Here is a 16,404-nt window from a genome sequence, read left to right on the forward strand (position 1 = left end):
CTCACATGCCGCTCCACCGGCCGCCGGCATGAGCCCCCGACGGTCTGCTCGACGACGTTTGGATCCACGTGCTGCTCGGAGTCGTGAAGGAGGTTTTCGATGTCTCCGGAATCGAGGCTAGTGCCTTCACCCAGGGCAGATTCCCATCAGGGCAGATTCCCGTGATCAATGACATGCGAGGCAGTCTGCTGGTTACGTCTCGTGTGGCCACTGGGGCTGCGCGGCGCTCGGAGTGATGAACACCGCAAGGCAGCGGAACTCGCCACTTGAACCCTCCAGTTGGGTGTACTGACGCCAGGCGAGCGTGTAGGCGCCGCGCAGCACTCGGGTGTTGTCCGGGAAGGAACCGCCGGCCCACAGCAAGGTGCCGCTCAGTTCGCGCCCGTGGTGGATGCGGAACTCCTCGTCCCTGGTGGGCATCCTGCGTTGCCTGGGGCGCCACAGGGCCGCCTCGTTTGTGATGAGCAGGGCCAGCCCGTTCTGGTCCTCGCGGTCGCAGAAGCGTTCCAGCCTTGCTACGTCCCGCAGGAAGTCCCTACGTGCGACGTCCGGGGCGTTGTGTCCGCGCAAGGCGTACTCCTCGGGAGGCGTCCCTGTAGTACCCGACCATTGTCGGGTCACGTACTTGAACTCGATTGCCGTACGGCTCGCCGGCCCCAGGCACAGGAGGTCCAGGTACTCCGAGGCGTTGCTTCCGCGCACCGGGATCTCGAGACGGCACCTCACCTCCGGTGCGACCTCGCCTACGGCGAGGGCGAAACTGTGCTGGAGATCGGCCTCGGAGTGGAACACCGGCCGCCGCGCGCGTAGACACTCCAGGACTTCGTCCAGCGTGGCGCTACCCGCGATCGTCTCCAGAGTGGGGGGCGGGGGTGTTGACATCGGCGTGGCCATGACGCCATTGAAGACTGTGCGGCCTGCCCATGTCAGCTGACAGTCGACTACCGTCGACAGGACCTCGGCCACATCGCTGGACGCCGAAGCGCTCATGATCCGGCGAACTCATCTTCAAAGGGTGCCCCTATGGTCTTCGTCAAGTGGGTGTGACGGCCGGGGCCTGGTAGAAGGTGCCGTCGCGGAGCATGGCGAAGAGCACGTCGATCCGTCGTCGGGCGAGCGCGATGACGGCTGCGACGTGGTGCTTTCCTTCCCTGCGCTTCTTGTCGTAGTAGGCGCGGGACTCCGGCTGTTTGAGCGAGGCGAACGCAGCGAGATAGAGGGCGCGTTTGAGTTGCCTGTTGCCGCGCCGGGAGGGGTGCTCGCCGCGGATCGAGGAGCCGGAGGCCCGGGTGACCGGGGCGAGGCCGGCGTAGGTGGCCAGGTGGCCGGCGGTGGGGAAGGCGGTGCCGTCGCCGACGTCGATGAGGATGCGGGCTGCGGTCCTGACCCCGATGCCGGGCATGGAGGTCAGGACCTGGGAAAGAGGGTGAGCCTCCAGCAGGTCCTCGATCCGGACGGACAGGGCTTTGCGCTGTTCGAGGACGGCAGCGAGGGAGGAGGCGAGACTGGGGACGATCAGTGCTGCGGCCTCGGTCCCGGGAACAACGACGGTCTGCTCGTCGAGTGCGGTGAAGATGTCGTCCACCAGGCGCTCGGCCATGCGCGGGGCCTTGGGCCGTAGCAGCGTGACCAGACGGCGGCGTCCGGCTTTGCGGATCTGGGCGGGTGAGCCGTGTCGCTCCAGCATGGCGAGGACGGCGGGATGGTCCAGGCGGGGGCCCAGGACCTGTTCGAGGGAGGGGTGGATCTGGGTGAGCAGGCCACGCAGGCGGTTCTTGATGCGGGTGGTTTCAGTGGTGAGGTCGTCGTCGAAGCCGACGATCATCTGCAACTCGGCCGTGGCCTCATCAGCCGGGCCGATGGCTCGGAGCGTGTGCGGCATAGTGCGGGCTGCGTCGGCGATGACGTAGGCGTCCCTCGCGTCGGTCTTGGCCTCGCCTGGATACAGGTCAGCGATCCGACGCATCGTCAGTCCCGGCAAGTAGGCGATCCGGCAGCCCATGTCCCGGGCGACCGCCAGAGGCAGGGCGCCTATGGAGGCGGGCTGGTCGACCACGACCAGTACGGTGCCGTGCTTGGCCTGGAGCTTGGCGAACAGCTCGCGCAGCTTGGGTTCGGTGTTGGGCAGAGGCTTGTCGAAGGCCTTCTTCCCGGCCGGGGTGAGGGCAGTTGCGTGATGCTCGCCTTTGCCGACGTCCAGACCCAGGTAGACGTCGACGGTCTCGTCCTGGTTCACGCGAACATGCTCCCCACCTCAGAACGGTCCCGGCCTGCCTGCGGCATCAGCGTGCCGGCATCCACGTTACGGAGAGCCTGCCTCACCCAGTGCGGGTTCGGCGCCCATGCCCCTGATCAGCGGTCTGCCGATGCCTCCGTGCCCGGTGACAGCACCCTTTCGATCATGACTGACTGGGCCACAGAATCATGCCGGGACCGGAGGCCGGGAGCCCCGTTGCGGGGCCAAGAAGAAGGTAACGGGCCGATACCGAGGATGCCGTCGGGCGGCAGCGATCTCCTAAAGAAGGTTCGTACGACGGAACCCGGGCTTGCTCGACTACTGGTGCAGCGGCGGCGTGCATCATGACCAACGGTTATCGAGTCGCGCCTCGGGAGCACGTTCCGCACGCGGTACGGCCTCCTCTGATGCTGGTCAGGGTGAGGGTGATGGCCGTGCTGCACCTGCAGCGGCAGCGCCACCGGTCGGTGGTCTTCCCCGGATAGGGCTCCAACGGCTCGAACCCGGCGGCGCGTGCCTCCGCGGCGGCTGCCGCGGGATCGGTTCGGCCACCGGATCGGGGGCACTTCTTGCAGCCGGTGGTTCCAGACCGGACGGATGACAGGCGCGTCATGACCTCGTTTCCGCAAGAACAGCGGCAGCGCCAACGGTCCGTGGTACGGCCGGGGTACGGCTCCAGCGGCTCGAACCCGGCCGCCCGCACTTCGGCGGACGCACGCTCGTCGGTTGCCGAGTTGAGGGCACAGAACCGGCAGCCCTTCGAACCGCTGTTGACGTTGGAGTAGGTGGGGCTGGTTTCGCGACCGCATGTGGTGCAGCGGCACCGCCACGGCGTTTGGCTGCCCGGGTAGGGTTCAAGCGGTTGGAGTCCGGCCGCGCGCATGGTTTCTTGGGCCTTCGGCGCGTTCGTGGCGGCGCGTTTCGCCTGGGTTTCCTTTGCCCGGCAGACGCGACAGCGCTGGCCCGCGTTACGGACGGCATTGAACGAAGGACGCCCCTCGTGCCCGCAGGTCATGCAGCGCGAGGGCCAAGTCGCGTTGGTGCGGCCGGGATACGGCACGAGTGGCTCGTATCCGCAAGCCCGCATCTCAGCGGCTGCGGCCTCCGCGTCGATGAGGACCGCGGCACGTGGTCGGCCGCCAACTCGGGGCGCATAGGGTTTTTCTGCGCTCCGTGTTTCCTCATCGACCATGGCCCAGACCTCGGCCGCCGTGATGCGAGCTGCGGAGCAGGTCTCGGTCCAGCCGTTCGGCATGACGTCGCTCGTGAGGAAAGGAACGAGTCCGGCCTGATGCAGGCGGCCCAGCACGGCCTGCTCGACGTCGTAGGCGGCTGCGCCGGTGGTGTAGTCACGGGCCTGATGCAGTCGCCAACCCTGGCGTTCGTGTTGGATGAGGCGAGAGGTGTAGCCGGTGCAGGCACCGATCCCGATCTTGACGGCTTTCCACTCCTGGTGGGTGATCACGTAAACCTTCGACGGTCCTGACAGGTCGATGCCGTGGGTGGCACAGAACTTGCACCCTCCACCAGCACGAATCTTCATGAGCGTCGGGGAGACCTCGTTGCCGCAGGTTGTGCAACGGCACCGCCACGCCGTCACCGAGGTGGCATAGGGCTCCAGCGGCTCCAGCCCGGCCGCGCGCATGGCAGCCACCGCGGTGCCCGGGTCGGTCTTTCTACCCGCTGCCGCCCTCACGTCGGCACAGTGCCGACAGCCGCCCTGGCCCGCCAGAATGCCGCCCAGACTCGGTGACGTCTCACGCCCACAGCCGTTGCAGCGACACCGCCACGCCTTGTCACGACGCCCGGCGTACGGTTCGAGCGGTTCCAGGTCGGCGGCACGCATGAGGGCCTCGGCCTCGTCCGCGGGCCAGCGGCGTCGGCCACCCGAGGAGGGAGGGCAGTACGGGCAGGCCCGAAGGCCGCGCCTGAGGTTGCTCAACCTGATCTCGACGTCTCGGCCGCACGCGAGGTGGCGGCAGTGCCACAGCCCGCTCGGTCCCGGGTAGGACTCCAGCGGCTCGAGGTCGAAGTCCTTCGCCTCAATTGCGGCCCGGTCGCCGTCCGTGCGGGGCAGTTCGCGGCGACGCGACCATGCCCGGCTGATGCCCTGCCCGGCGCCCTTGCGCCCGCACGGGCCGCAGCCCCCTTGTCCGCCCTTGACCGACCCATGAGTGGGTGTCCCGATCGTGCCGCAGGTTGTGCAGCGGCACCGCCAGGGGATGTCGGTCCCGGGATAGGGCTCCAACGGTTCCAGACCCGCCGACCTCATGAGCGCGGCGGCCTGGTCCGGATCGACCGGCGCGTTCGGCGCGCACCATCGGCACGGTCCCCCTCCGCGTTTGATGTACGAGTAGCGCGGCTTGACCTCCCGACCGCACGGCACGTGCCGGCAGCGCCAAGGGGGTGTCGCCCCGGGATACGGCTCCAGCGGTTCCAGGCCGGCCGAGCGCATCAACGCCACCGCCTCCTCCGGAGGAATCGGAGCCGTGCCTGAGCAGTACCGGCAGCCGCCCTGCCGGCCCGCGGCAATGTTGCCCAGCCGCGGTGACACTTCTCTCCCGCACGCTTCATGGCGGTAGCGCCAGGGCTTATCACTTCCTGGATAGGGCTCCAGTGGTTCGAGCCCGGCATCCCGCAGAATCACCACCGGATCGCGTGGATCCTTCCGCGGACGTCCCCTCGCCATCTGGCCTCCTTCTGAAGTGCCCGCTTCCGGGGTGAGGATCGCACGAGGCACTGACAACAGCCTTGTTCGCGTCGCGAGCTTGGAGCGGGCTTCCTCGCGGCGGCCTTCTTGCTTGGCCCTTCCGGGCTGTCCTGTTCGTGGCCTTCGGCAGCTTGTGGACGTTGGCAGGCCCGTTTTCGCCGCGAGGAGACTTCGCTCGGGTGGGGACTCGTTCAGGGCGGTCATGAGGTCCGATGAGCTCTCCCAGTCCTGCAGGCGGTTTGCGCGCTGCTTGCGGGTATCGGCGGGTCGCTGCGCTCGTGACCGGGCGGCTCGTGGGCTGATGTCCCGAGGCGCTACTTGGTCCGCGACTGGTCCGGCGGGATCTCCTTTGGATGCCAGACAGTAGCTCGAAGAACCCAATTGATTACAGTGGGTACCTATAATGTCGGGGCGCCTGGAGCGCAAAATACCTCCAGGCAACCCGAATGCAGGCTCTAGAAGAACCCAAGCTTCTGAGGGCTGTAAGAACAAAGAACGTTCTTCGTCTGCTGGTAGCGCGGCGCTTGCGTGTCTCTGGCCTGTGTCGATGCCGTAAGTTGCTCCTGATGTGGCTTCGTTGGCCCGTCAATGGTCCGGATCTTGGCTTCTCGCATCCGCCGGTGAGGGCGAGAAATCCGGGCCCAGCTACAACCGATGGGGGGCGGCGAGACATCTTCGCGTGCTTGGGGCCCTGTGGTGCGGCGGGAAGGATGGCGCTCAATGAGAGGCGCCTCCGCGCGTGCCGGTACTACATGGCACAGGTTGTAAAGACTGTCCGTGGGCGTCCAGGCCAGTCCAGGACAGGCGCAAAAATGCAGGTCAGGGCCTCATGGCCTGAGGGAGTCCACCCAGTTTGTGATACGGGTGTGAGAGCTTGACCCGCAGAAGCCCCGTCGGGAAGCTTCCCGACGGGGCTTCTGCGGGGGTGAGCTACGACGGAGTGAAGCGGTCGGCTGAGGCTGCGCTGTACTCGGGCTCCCCGCTCTCGAGCACCCGGAGCAGGGACGCAGTGACGACACGCGTCGCACGGCCGACGCGCAGCACACGGCATGGGAACTCGCCGCGCCGAACCAGGTCGTAGCCCTTTGCCCGCGAGAAACCCAACGCCCTGGAGGCATCCCCCACACTGCCAGTCCCGTCCCAAGTGGCGCGCATGCGTGCGGGGCTGTACTGGGCGCCCTGCGATTCATTGCTCTGTCTGTGCATAGGGGCTCTTATTCATAGTTGCGTCCACTTGCTCCTATGTCAATCAGGCTGCTTGCCGGAGGGAGTCCTGGTGAGCGCCGATGTGGGCGTCGATGAGGAGGGCGCGGTAGACGACGTCGGAAAGTCGTCGTCGTAGTGCGCGTATGGCTTCGGTGGTGGTGTTGCCCCTTTCCTTGCGTCGCTGAAGGTAGGCGCGGGCATCGGGGTGGTAGTGGGCCTGGGTGATCGCGATGCGGTGCAGGGCTGCGTTGAGCTGCCGGTTTCCGGTGCGGGCGAGGCGATGGCGCTCGCGGTTGCCGGACCACACGGGTAGTGGTGCGGTGCCGTTGTGACGGGCGTAGGCGCTCTTGGTGCGGAACCGGCCGATGCCGGTGGTCTCGCCGAGGATCTTCGCCGCGTTCAGCGTGCCGCAACCGGGAATCTTCAACAGATTCGGGGCGGCCTGGCTGACCAGCTCCTTGATCTCTGCATCCAGGGAGCGGATCTCGAGGGTGAGGTGGTGGCACCGCTCCAGCAGGTACCGGGCCAGCCGCGCCACGGTGCCGCCCGCATCGGCCAGCTGTGTCGTGAGGGCGGCGAGGTGTTTGACGCGGACCAGGCAGCGGGCTGGCGGGTCCAGGGCCGGGTCGAGCTCATGGAGGTGCCAGCGCAGCCGGTTGATGGCGCGGGTACGTTCGGCGACCAGGTCGTCGCGATGATCGACCAGCAGCCGCAGCTCACGGGCATCGCCGTCCAGGCCGGCGGCGGGCAGGTCTGGTTCACGCAGTGCAGCGCGGGCCACGGCGAGGGCGTCGATCGGGTCGGACTTGCCGTAGGTGCGCGCCGAACTGCGGCAATTGGCCATCAGTTTGGGCGGTACTCGCACAATACGCTCGCCGGCGGCCAGCAGGTCCCGTTCCAGCCGACGGGACATCTGCCGGCAGTCCTCGATGGCCCACAGCCGGTCCCCGCCCCACTTCTGCGCCCAGGCGAGAAGGCGCAAGTGATCATCGCTTGTCGTTCCGGTGGTGCGCTCGCCCAGTTTGCGTCCGCGGTCATCCACGGCAACTGCGGTGTGGTTGCGTTTGTGTGCATCGATTCCGAAGATCACCATCAGCCGGACCCTCTTGCTGTCTACCGGTGTCGGGACCAGCCGGTGGGCACGCCTCAATCAGGGCCTGTGCCGTGCTCCTATCAAGCCACACCGGCCGGTGTGGTCCCGTCGGCCGCACAAGAGGACCAGGCCACAGCCGCGGGGCTGGGCAGGAAGTGGTGGAGCGAGCCCACGGAACCACCAGCAGCATGACATTGAGGGAAGTGGTGTACCGGTTCCCACCTGATCCGGGTGTTTGGCCCGGCGTCGGAGTGAGTGTCCGGATACGAGAACGGCCACCGGCTGATCTTTCAAGACGACCAAGTCTTTGAAGGAGATCAGCACGATGACCGCACCCGACAGTCTGCCCCTGCACGCCCTCGCCGAGGACAATCTCGCCGCGGCGAGTCCGGACCTGCTGCGCGCGATGATCAAGACGTTCGCCGACGCGCTCATGTCGGCGGAGGCCGACGCCCTCTGCAACGCCGAATACAGCCAGGTCAGCGACGAGAGAGTCAACCACCGCAACGGCTATCGCCCGCGCGAGTGGGACACGCGGGCGGGCACGGTCGAGCTCGCCGTCCCCAAGCTGCGGTCCGGCAGCTACTTCCCGCACTGGCTGCTGGAGCGCCGCCGCCGGGCCGAGCAGGCCCTGATCTCGGTGGTCGCCACCGCCTACCTCCTCGGCGTCTCCACTCGCCGGGTCGAGAAGCTCGCCGAGTCCCTGGGCGTCACCCAGCTGTCGAAGTCCCAGGTCAGCGCGATGGCCAAGCACCTGGACGAGCAGGTCGCCGCCTTCCGCAACCGGCCCCTGGACGCCGGCCCGTACTCGTTCGTCTGGGTCGACGCGCTCACCCAGAAGGTCCGCGAAGGCGGCCGGATCATCAACGTGCATGCCCTGATCGCGGTCGGCGTCAACGCCGACGGCCACCGCGAGATCCTCGGCATCGACGTGGCCACCGCCGAGGACGGCGCCGGCTGGCTGGCCTTCCTGCGCTCGCTGATCGCCCGCGGCCTGTCCGGCGTCCAGCTGGTCGTCTCCGACGCGCATGCCGGCCTGGTGGACGCGATCGGCGCGGTGCTGCCCGGCGCCTCGTGGCAGCGCTGTCGCACCCACTACGCGAGGAACCTGCTGAGCCAGGTGCCGAAGTCGGCCCAGCCCTGGGTGGCCACCCTGCTGCGGACCGTGTTCGAACAGCCCGATGCCGACGCGGTGAAGGCGCAGATGACCCACGTCCTGGACGCTTTGGAGGCCAAGTTCCCCAAGGCCGCAGCCCACTTGGACGCCGCCCAGCACGACCTGCTGGCCTTCACCGCCTTCCCGCGCGAGATCTGGCGGCAGATCTGGTCGAACAACCCGCAGGAGCGGCTGAACAAGGAGATCCGGCGCCGCACCGACGTGGTCGGCATCTTCCCCGACCGCACCGCGGTCATCCGGCTGGTCGGCGCGGTGCTGGCCGAGCAGAACGACGAGTGGACCGAGGCCCGCCGCTACATGGGCCGCGAGCTCCTCGCCAAGGCCCGACTCCACCCGATCGAGTCAGAAACCGACGACACCGCCCTGCCCAACGAACTCACCGCATAGCCTCAGATCGAGATCACCGAGTGGCCGTCGATACACCACTCCAGCGGACGTGACCCAATTCATTTCAAGGTGGCGCTGCTTGCGTACAGCCGATAAGTGCTGGAACTGTGAGATCTTGGCTCTAATGCCTGCGGCGAATCAGTGGACCGCGGTGCTGGGCCGGAAACTGGTTAGAACAGCCGGCAGCGAAACCGAAGGTCCGCCACGTCGCGCTCTAAGATCAGCGCCAGGCAGGCCCCGTGCGTCGAGATGGATCATTCCTGGCTCCATGGCATTGAGTACCTTGAGATTTGGGGCATGCCGTGAATCGACTCAGCGCGAGCTACGTGGCAGCGCGCTGCGGTCACGGTGCGTATTGAGCTAAGTGGTGGCCTGTCTTGAGTGTGCCTTCCGATGCAGGGAAGAGCGGTGGCGGTGGAGCATCCATGATGCGCGGGATCGCCGGTTTGGCTAACCGGCGATCCCGCGCTATGTTCCCTCGCTCCGTGCCTCGAGGCGGCAGGTATCGGCGCCGTTGGCGAGCAGTCGATCGCCATGGGATGGCATTTCGTGGGAATGTCTGGACGTGTTCCCGATGACTCATGTGCTTGTAGCCAAGGGCTCCGGACCCACAGTTTTGTCGGTGCGAGCTATGTGCAGTGCGGGTGTTGCGGGCGATATCTTGAGGCTCGCACCGCTCATTTGACGCTGTTTCTGATCGGAGGTCGGGCACGCTGCGTTGCTGGTCAGGCCCTCTGGTGCAGGGTGTCAGTGATCTCCCGTCTCAGGAAGCCGAAGCCGCCCGTAATGACGATCCTCATGCGCTGTCCCCTCGGTAGTCGTTTAGCCAGCCGAGGCCGTCGCTCGTGCCGGCACGGGGGGTGTACTCGCAGCCGATCCACCCGTCGAAGCCCAGGTCGTCGATGACGCCGAACAAGTAGCTCACGTCGAGCTCACCGTCGTCGGGCTCGTGGCGGTCCGGCACGCCGGCGATCTGCAGGTGACCGACCCGGCCGGTCGGGAGATCGCGGCGCAACGTCGTCGTGAGATCGCCTTCGACGATCTGGCAGTGATAGAGGTCGAGTTGCACCTTGAGATTCGTGGCGCACACCTCCCCGACCACCGCGTGGGCCTCCGCCTGCCTCGCCAGGAAGTAGCCCGGCATGTCCCGGCCGTTGATCGGCTCGACCAGGATGTCGACATCCAGCTCGGAGGCCCGCGCCGCGGCCCACTCCAGGTTGACCAGGTAGGTGTCGCGGTACTTGGCCAGTTCCTTCGGAGTCACGTCCGGCGGCACGAGACCGGCCATCACATGCAACCGTGGGCAGTCCAGTGCAACGGCGTACTCCAAAGCCCGGGCGATCCCGGAGCGGACCTCCGCCTCGCGGCCAGGAAGCGCCGCGATCCCCCGTTCTCCGGATTCCCGCGCCCCGTAAGGTGCGTTGAAGAGCACCTGGCTGAGGCCGTGGTCGTCAAGCCGGTGACGCAGCTCCGTGGCGTCGTAGGCGTAGGGGAAGGGGTACTCCACGGCGGTGAAGCCGTCCGCCGAGGCCGCGGCGAAACGGTCGAGGAAGTGGTGCTCTGTGTACATCATGGACAGGTTGGCTGCGAACCTTGGCATGCTGGCTCCTGTGTGCGGGACTGGAGGGGCTGGCGCGCACGCGGTTGTCGAGGTGGAACAGAGGGACCACACTGATGAGGACGGCGGGGATCGCCTCCAACAGGAGCATCCGCGCCAGCCCTGCCAGCCGTTCACATCCTGGAACCGGCCATGACCCAGACGGAAAGCGGGTTGCCGAAGACGCCGGACACCAAGATGGCGGACACGAAGAGAGCGATCACCTGAGCACGGCCCAGAGCGAACAGGTCCATGTCCTGCTCTGGCCTCCTGGGCGGCAAGCCGTTCGAGGAACAGCTGACGATGTTCGGCTCCGAGTGGGCCGTGGCGACCACGAGGCGGGTGACTGCATCCACAATGATCTGCATACCCGCCGAGCCATCGCGGAGCCCTCCGAACCCCGGCGCCTGTGACCGGTAATTACCCTACCCACCACGGGCATCCCATCCACCAAGGGTTGGATGGCAACTCGACCGCGGTTTTGCTGGTGCCAGTAGCGGTCCGCTGACCGGAAGGGTTTTCCCAGCGAACCGGCGCAGTCAGCCAGTCGACCACCTTCTGAATCGCGACAGCCTGCCACCGGTGGGTCTGTTCGTTGAGGTAGTCGGGATCCCCGCTCACTGCGAAGCCGTGCGCCGCCCCCTCAATCTGCACCAACACGTCACAAGCCTTGAGCCGCTTGATGGCGGCCCGGGAAGAGTCGATGGGGACGAATGTGTCCTCGGTGCCGTGAACGATCAGGGTTGGCGCCAGAATCTCATCGAGTACGGTGAACGCCCTGATCCAGAATACCTCGTTCAGCAGTGCACGCCCGTGGTGCACGGTGGGAGAGTGGTCCAGGAAACCACGCTCCCTGAGCTGCCGCGCATGCTCCTCGTCGAGAAAGTCATTGACCCACCACGGCTTCTGATCAATGAAACGATGCTTCTGAGTTTGGCTTCTCGGGGTGACGAATAGTGTATATGGGTGTATTCCGGAGGTATGCGGTACCCCGATGGTGGCGGCCTGACCGCGAAGCAACGTGCCCAGCGGGAGCGGCTGCGGTTCGAGGCCGCCGAGATGTTCGCCCAGGGGGTCCCGCCGCCCGAGGTGGCCAAGCGGTTGAGGGTCTCCCGGAAGTCGGCCTACGCCTGGCACGCACGCTGGCGCGAGAAAGGACCGGACAGCCTTGCCTCCAAGGGGCCCAGCGGCTTCCCCAGCCGGATGCGACCGCAGTGGCGGGCCTGGCTGGAAGCGGAGCTGGACCGCGGTCCCGCCGCTCACGGCTGGACCGAGGACCAGCGCTGGACCCTGGCCCGCGTGGCGACCGTGATCGCCCGCCGGTTCCACGTCCGGTTCAGCCTCAAGCATGTCTCGCGCATCCTGCACCAGATGGGCTGGACCGTGCAGAGCCCCGTGCACCGGGCCGCCGAACGCGACGAGCAGGCCGTAGCGACCTGGGTCAAGGAGGCCTGGCCCCGCGTGGGAAAACCGTGAGGAACCGGGATGCCTGGCTGTGCTTCGAGGACGAAGCAGGGCAGAGCATCAGGCCGCCCAAGGCGCGTACCTGGTCCCGACGCGGCCATCCGCCGGTGGTCAGGGTCAGCGGCAAGGGCTCCGGGCGGATCTCCCTGGCCTCGATGCTGTGCACCAAGCCCGGCACCCGCACCCGGCTGATCTACCGGATGCTGGTTCAGCACGCCGGGCGGAAAAAGGAGAAGAAGGGCTTCAAGGAGCCGGACCTCGCGGCGCTTCTGGACGCGGCGCACGCCGAGCTCGGTGCGGAAATCGTGCTGGTATGGGACAACTCCACGCAGCACACCGACCGCGCGATGCGTGACCTGCTCGCCGCACGATCCTGGCTGACGGTGTTCCACTTCCCGCCGTACAGCCCGGAGTTGAATCCGGATGAGGGCGTGTGGGCGAACCTGAAGGGGAGTCTGGGCAACCTGGCAGCGTGCACCACCGACCAGCTCGCGGCCTTCGCCCGGACCCGGTTGAAGAAGATGCAGTACCGGCCCGAGCTCCTCGACGGGTTCATCGCCGAGACCGGACTGGCCCTCGCGCCGCCGTAGAGATCGATGTCACCCCGAGAAGCCAACCTCAGTTGCGCCAGCGCCGCACGGTGTCCAGATGCACGCCAAGGGCGCGGGCGATGGCCGCATTCGCGCCACCGTCCGCATAGGCCAGTGCGGCCCGGGCCCGCTGCACCCGGCGCAACGGCGCGGTCCGTGACCGCGCCAACTCCTCCAGCACTTTGCGCTGTTCACCACCTCAGGCCACCTGGAACGGACTTGCCACCGGCACGCGCCCCACCCCTTCGAATCCATGAATCGCGTTGATCATTGCTGGGGGCGGCGGGAGACGTTCCACCAGGGCAAGGCGGGCGTGGGTGGCAGGATGGCCGCCATGGCGAACAGTAGGAGCGCGAAGACCCCGCAGACGGCACCGAGCAAGACCGTGCACAAGATCAAGATCACCTTGCGGGACTCCCGGCCTCCGATCTGGCGCCGCCTGGAGGTGCCGTCAGGCATCACCTTGCGCGAGCTGCACGACGTCATCCAGGCCGCCTTCGGCTGGGAGGACTACCACATGTGGGCCTTCGAGACCGGCCGGGACCGATACGGCGTCGCCGACCGCGACCTGGGAATCCGCAGCGCCGCTTCCAGGCGGCTCGGCCAGGTGGCCCCCCGCACCGGCGACCGGCTTCGCTACACCTACGACTTCGGCGACGACTGGGAACATGACATCCTCATCGAGGACGTCACCGCACCGGAGGCCGGCACCGCCTACCCCCGATGCCTCACCGGCCGCCGAGCCTGCCCGCCCGAGGACTGCGGCGGCATCTGGGGATACGACTACCTCATCGAGATCCTTGCCGACCCCCACCACGAAGAACACGAGGACCGCCTGGAATGGCTGGGCCTCGACTCTGCCGACCAGTTCGACCCCGCAGCCTTCGACGCAGCCCAGGTCAACTCCGCGCTCTCCGCCCTTGCGACCGTGCTTGTCAAGAACTGACGCATCACCCTCCGCCGTCAGCAGCCCGCGTCGCCGCTGACGGCGGGGCACATACCCCCGCAAGATCAATGCGGCGCTGCACTACTGAGGTTGGCTTCTCGGGGTGACATCGATCTCTACGGCGGCGCGAGGGCCAGTCCGGTCTCGGCGATGAACCCGTCGAGGAGCTCGGGCCGGTACTGCATCTTCTTCAACCGGGTCCGGGCGAAGGCCGCGAGCTGGTCGGTGGTGCACGCTGCCAGGTTGCCCAGACTCCCCTTCAGGTTCGCCCACACGCCCTCATCCGGATTCAACTCCGGGCTGTACGGCGGGAAGTGGAACACCGTCAGCCAGGATCGTGCGGCGAGCAGGTCACGCATCGCGCGGTCGGTGTGCTGCGTGGAGTTGTCCCATACCAGCACGATTTCCGCACCGAGCTCGGCGTGCGCCGCGTCCAGAAGCGCCGCGAGGTCCGGCTCCTTGAAGCCCTTCTTCTCCTTTTTCCGCCCGGCGTGCTGAACCAGCATCCGGTAGATCAGCCGGGTGCGGGTGCCGGGCTTGGTGCACAGCATCGAGGCCAGGGAGATCCGCCCGGAGCCCTTGCCGCTGACCCTGACCACCGGCGGATGGCCGCGTCGGGACCAGGTACGCGCCTTGGGCGGCCTGATGCTCTGCCCTGCTTCGTCCTCGAAGCACAGCCAGGCATCCCGGTTCCTCACGGTTTTCCCACGCGGGGCCAGGCCTCCTTGACCCAGGTCGCTACGGCCTGCTCGTTGAGCTGTCCCGAGTTTCGTAGAGTCCGGCGGTCTTGTTTCAGGCGGACTGCGGGGTGGCTTCCTGTTGCCGCCACCAGTCGCGTTCGTACTCGGCGGGCGGTACGTAGTCGAGGGCGGAGTGGAGCCGTTCCTCGTTGTACCAGGTGACCCACTGGAACACTGCTCGCTCGACCTGATCGAAGCCGGTCCAGGGCCCTTGCATCTCGATCAGCTCGGCCTTGAACGTGCCGTTCAGCGCCTCGGCCATCGCGTTGTCGTACGAGTCCGCGACGGAGCCGACCGACGCGGCGGCGCCGATCTCGGCGAGCCGGTCGGTGTAGCGAATCGACACATATTGCGACCCCCTGTCACTGTGATGGATCAGCCCGGAATCCTTCTTGATCCGCCTCCTCCACAACGCCATCTCCAGGGCGTCCAGCGGCAGGTCGGTGCGCATGTGGTTCGCGACCTGCCAGCCGACGATCATCCGGGAGAACACGTCCAGGACGAACGCCACGTACACCCAGCCCGTCCAGGTGCGGACATAGGTGATGTCCGCCACCCACAGCTGGTCCGGCCGGGATGCGGTGAAGTCCCGGTCGACCAGGTCCGGCGGCCTCGGCGCCGACGGATCAGGCACGGTGGTCCGCCGCCGCTGACCGCGGATGACGCCCTCCAGACCCAGCTCGGCCATCAGCCGCTCGACGGTGCAGCGGGCCACCTGGATGCCCTTGCGCCGCAGCGCGCGGGTGATCCGGCGGACACCATAGGTGCCACCCGACTCGGCGTGGACCTCCTTGATCAACGGCATGAGCTGCTCGTCACGCAGCCGGCGGGCCGACTTCGGCCGCTTCTTGCGCGCGTAGTACGCCGACTCGGACAGCCCCAGCACCCGGCAGGCGAACCCGACCCCGAGACCCTTGTCCCTGAGGTGCTCGATCACCTGGTCGGCCTCGTCCGGGGACGGTCGAGTTCGGCCGCAAAAAACGCGCTCACGGCCTTGAGGATCTCATTCGCCCGCCTCAACTCCGAGTTCTCCCTGCGGAGCTGTTTCAGCTCTTCCCGCTCAGCGGTGGTCAGCCGGTCGTCGCGCTCGCCGGCGTCCGCTTCGGCCTGGCGGACCCAACCGCGCAGGGCCTCCTTGTGGATGCCCAGATCCTTCGCGACGTGCGCAATCGGACGGCCGGTGGCGCGGACCTCGCGGACGGCCCGCTCGCGGAGCTCGTCCGGGTACTTACGTGGTGCTGGCACTGCTCGTGGTTCTCCTTCGGGCCAGGATCATAAGCCTGGCTTCAGGGACTCCACGAAACCGGGGTCAGCTCATCGTCGCGTTCGGCGGCCCGGTGCACGGGGCTCTGCACGGTCCAGCCCATCTGGTGCAGGATGCGCGAGACATGCTTGAGGCTGAACCGGACGTGGAACCGGCGGGCGATCACGGTCGCCACGCGGGCCAGGGTCCAGCGCTGGTCCTCGGTCCAGCCGTGAGCGGCGGGACCGCGGTCCAGCTCCGCTTCCAGCCAGGCCCGCCACTGCGGTCGCATCCGGCTGGGGAAGCCGCTGGGCCCCTTGGAGGCAAGGCTGTCCGGTCCTTTCTCGCGCCAGCGTGCGTGCCAGGCGTAGGCCGACTTCCGGGAGACCCTCAACCGCTTGGCCACCTCGGGCGGCGGGACCCCCTGGGCGAACATCTCGGCGGCCTCGAACCGCAGCCGCTCCCGCTGGGCACGTTGCTTCGCGGTCAGGCCGCCACCATCGGGGTACCGCATACCTCCGGAATACACCCATATACACTATTCGTCACCCCGAGAAGCCAAACTCAGTTGTGATCGAGCTGCGGGTTGAGCAGCACCAGTCGGGCGACCTCAGCCGGCTGCTTGGCAGCGTAGTAGGCAGCCAGACCGCCACTGAAGCTGGTACCCACCAAGCTGGTGGCGTCGACTCCGGTGACCTCACGCACGTGCGCCAAGGCGACCCGGATGTCATTGAGGTGCGACGACAGTGTCCGATCTTGTTGGCTCCCTTCGCTCTCCCCGTGAGCGCGAAGATCGAATCGGAGGCTGGGCACCCCTTCCCGCCCCAGCGCGGCAGCCAGCCGCGTGAACAATCCACACTCTTCCCGTGTGACGCCGTTGCCGTGTAACAGAACCACAGCAGGGCCTCTGGGGTGTGCCGGCAGTGTCAGCGTTCCGGCCAAGTGCAGGCCGTCGAGGGCACGGAATCTGGTGTCGATGCTTTCGATGAGCATCATTGCTCCACTTCACAGGCAC

13 protein-coding genes and 2 pseudogenes are annotated in these 16,404 nt (G+C 67.2%); 3 read left to right on the forward strand and 12 right to left on the reverse strand.

Going from position 1 to position 16,404, the window contains the following annotated elements; genetic code table 11:
* Positions 1 to 192: 192 nt before the first annotated feature.
* From ACX25U_RS31600 to ACX25U_RS31615, 4 genes are all read right to left on the reverse strand, one after another.
* Positions 193 to 894, reverse strand: coding sequence for a hypothetical protein (locus ACX25U_RS31600; protein WP_454385086.1), 702 nt, complete (start codon positions 892 to 894; stop codon positions 193 to 195).
* A gap of 139 nt (positions 895 to 1,033) precedes the next feature.
* Complete coding sequence (locus ACX25U_RS31605) at positions 1,034 to 2,236, reverse strand: IS110 family RNA-guided transposase (RefSeq protein WP_454385088.1); 1,203 nt, start codon at positions 2,234 to 2,236, stop codon at positions 1,034 to 1,036.
* A 355-nt stretch (positions 2,237 to 2,591) separates the two neighbouring features.
* Positions 2,592 to 3,932 (reverse strand): hypothetical protein, encoded by a 1,341-nt coding sequence (locus ACX25U_RS31610; protein WP_454385090.1) that lies wholly within the window; start codon positions 3,930 to 3,932, stop codon positions 2,592 to 2,594.
* Positions 3,933 to 6,195: 2,263 nt separating this feature from the next.
* A complete protein-coding gene (locus tag ACX25U_RS31615) occupies positions 6,196 to 7,245 on the reverse strand; it encodes an IS110 family RNA-guided transposase (RefSeq protein WP_454385091.1) in 1,050 nt (349 codons plus the stop codon).
* A gap of 325 nt (positions 7,246 to 7,570) precedes the next feature.
* Here ACX25U_RS31615 and ACX25U_RS31620 point away from each other — a divergent pair, with 325 nt between their 5' ends.
* On the forward strand, positions 7,571 to 8,809 hold the full coding sequence (locus tag ACX25U_RS31620) for an IS256 family transposase (protein WP_454385092.1): 1,239 nt from the start codon (positions 7,571 to 7,573) through the stop codon (positions 8,807 to 8,809).
* A 796-nt stretch (positions 8,810 to 9,605) separates the two neighbouring features.
* Here ACX25U_RS31620 and otnI read toward each other — a convergent pair.
* The 3 genes from otnI to ACX25U_RS31635 form a co-directional block, all read right to left on the reverse strand.
* A complete protein-coding gene (gene otnI, locus ACX25U_RS31625) occupies positions 9,606 to 10,409 on the reverse strand; it encodes a 2-oxo-tetronate isomerase (protein WP_454385093.1) in 804 nt (267 codons plus the stop codon).
* A 131-nt stretch (positions 10,410 to 10,540) separates the two neighbouring features.
* On the reverse strand, positions 10,541 to 10,774 hold the full coding sequence (locus ACX25U_RS31630) for a hypothetical protein (protein ID WP_454385095.1): 234 nt from the start codon (positions 10,772 to 10,774) through the stop codon (positions 10,541 to 10,543).
* 52 nt (positions 10,775 to 10,826) lie between these two features.
* Positions 10,827 to 11,228 (reverse strand): dienelactone hydrolase family protein, encoded by a 402-nt coding sequence (locus tag ACX25U_RS31635; protein WP_454385096.1) that lies wholly within the window; start codon positions 11,226 to 11,228, stop codon positions 10,827 to 10,829.
* A gap of 159 nt (positions 11,229 to 11,387) precedes the next feature.
* Here ACX25U_RS31635 and ACX25U_RS31640 point away from each other — a divergent pair.
* A protein-coding gene (locus ACX25U_RS31640; RefSeq protein ID WP_454385098.1) for an IS630 family transposase occupies positions 11,388 to 12,460 on the forward strand; the annotation gives its coding sequence in 2 pieces (ribosomal slippage) (positions 11,388 to 11,871 and positions 11,871 to 12,460; 1,074 coding nt in all).
* A gap of 28 nt (positions 12,461 to 12,488) precedes the next feature.
* On the opposite strand, the gene ACX25U_RS31645 is transcribed toward ACX25U_RS31640, so the two are convergent.
* Positions 12,489 to 12,641, reverse strand: coding sequence for a helix-turn-helix domain-containing protein (locus tag ACX25U_RS31645; RefSeq protein ID WP_454385100.1), 153 nt, complete (start codon positions 12,639 to 12,641; stop codon positions 12,489 to 12,491).
* A gap of 153 nt (positions 12,642 to 12,794) precedes the next feature.
* Here ACX25U_RS31645 and ACX25U_RS31650 point away from each other — a divergent pair, with 153 nt between their 5' ends.
* A complete protein-coding gene (locus tag ACX25U_RS31650; protein WP_454385102.1) occupies positions 12,795 to 13,406 on the forward strand; it encodes a plasmid pRiA4b ORF-3 family protein in 612 nt (203 codons plus the stop codon).
* Positions 13,407 to 13,522: 116 nt separating this feature from the next.
* On the opposite strand, the pseudogene ACX25U_RS31655 reads toward ACX25U_RS31650, so the two are convergent.
* The 4 genes and pseudogenes from ACX25U_RS31655 to ACX25U_RS31670 all read right to left on the reverse strand — a co-directional run.
* A pseudogene (locus ACX25U_RS31655) lies at positions 13,523 to 14,154 on the reverse strand (transposase); the annotation flags it as partial.
* 44 nt (positions 14,155 to 14,198) lie between these two features.
* Positions 14,199 to 15,391 (reverse strand): IS3 family transposase gene (locus ACX25U_RS31660; RefSeq protein WP_454385104.1). Its coding sequence is split into 2 segments (ribosomal slippage): positions 14,199 to 15,121 and positions 15,121 to 15,391, totalling 1,194 coding nucleotides; the frame shifts between segments, so codons are not numbered across the junction.
* A gap of 68 nt (positions 15,392 to 15,459) precedes the next feature.
* Positions 15,460 to 15,903, reverse strand: a pseudogene (locus tag ACX25U_RS31665) (winged helix-turn-helix domain-containing protein); the annotation flags it as partial.
* A gap of 50 nt (positions 15,904 to 15,953) precedes the next feature.
* On the reverse strand, positions 15,954 to 16,385 hold the full coding sequence (locus tag ACX25U_RS31670; RefSeq protein WP_454385106.1) for an alpha/beta hydrolase: 432 nt from the start codon (positions 16,383 to 16,385) through the stop codon (positions 15,954 to 15,956).
* Positions 16,386 to 16,404: the final 19 nt, after the last annotated feature.

The organism is Streptomyces sp. JNUCC 63 (assembly GCF_054366325.1).

What these genes read in the sequence shown, in the direction of transcription:
- ACX25U_RS31600 (WP_454385086.1), bottom strand. Translation starts at nt 894, where the DNA reads ATGGCCACGCCGATGTCAACACCCCCGCCCCCCACTCTGGAGACGATC.
- ACX25U_RS31615 (WP_454385091.1), bottom strand. Translation starts at nt 7,245, where the DNA reads ATGGTGATCTTCGGAATCGATGCACACAAACGCAACCACACCGCAGTT.
- ACX25U_RS31620 (WP_454385092.1), top strand. Translation starts at nt 7,571, where the DNA reads ATGACCGCACCCGACAGTCTGCCCCTGCACGCCCTCGCCGAGGACAAT.
- otnI (WP_454385093.1), bottom strand. Translation starts at nt 10,409, where the DNA reads ATGCCAAGGTTCGCAGCCAACCTGTCCATGATGTACACAGAGCACCAC.
- ACX25U_RS31630 (WP_454385095.1), bottom strand. Translation starts at nt 10,774, where the DNA reads ATGCAGATCATTGTGGATGCAGTCACCCGCCTCGTGGTCGCCACGGCC.
- ACX25U_RS31650 (WP_454385102.1), top strand. Translation starts at nt 12,795, where the DNA reads ATGGCGAACAGTAGGAGCGCGAAGACCCCGCAGACGGCACCGAGCAAG.
- ACX25U_RS31670 (WP_454385106.1), bottom strand. Translation starts at nt 16,385, where the DNA reads ATGATGCTCATCGAAAGCATCGACACCAGATTCCGTGCCCTCGACGGC.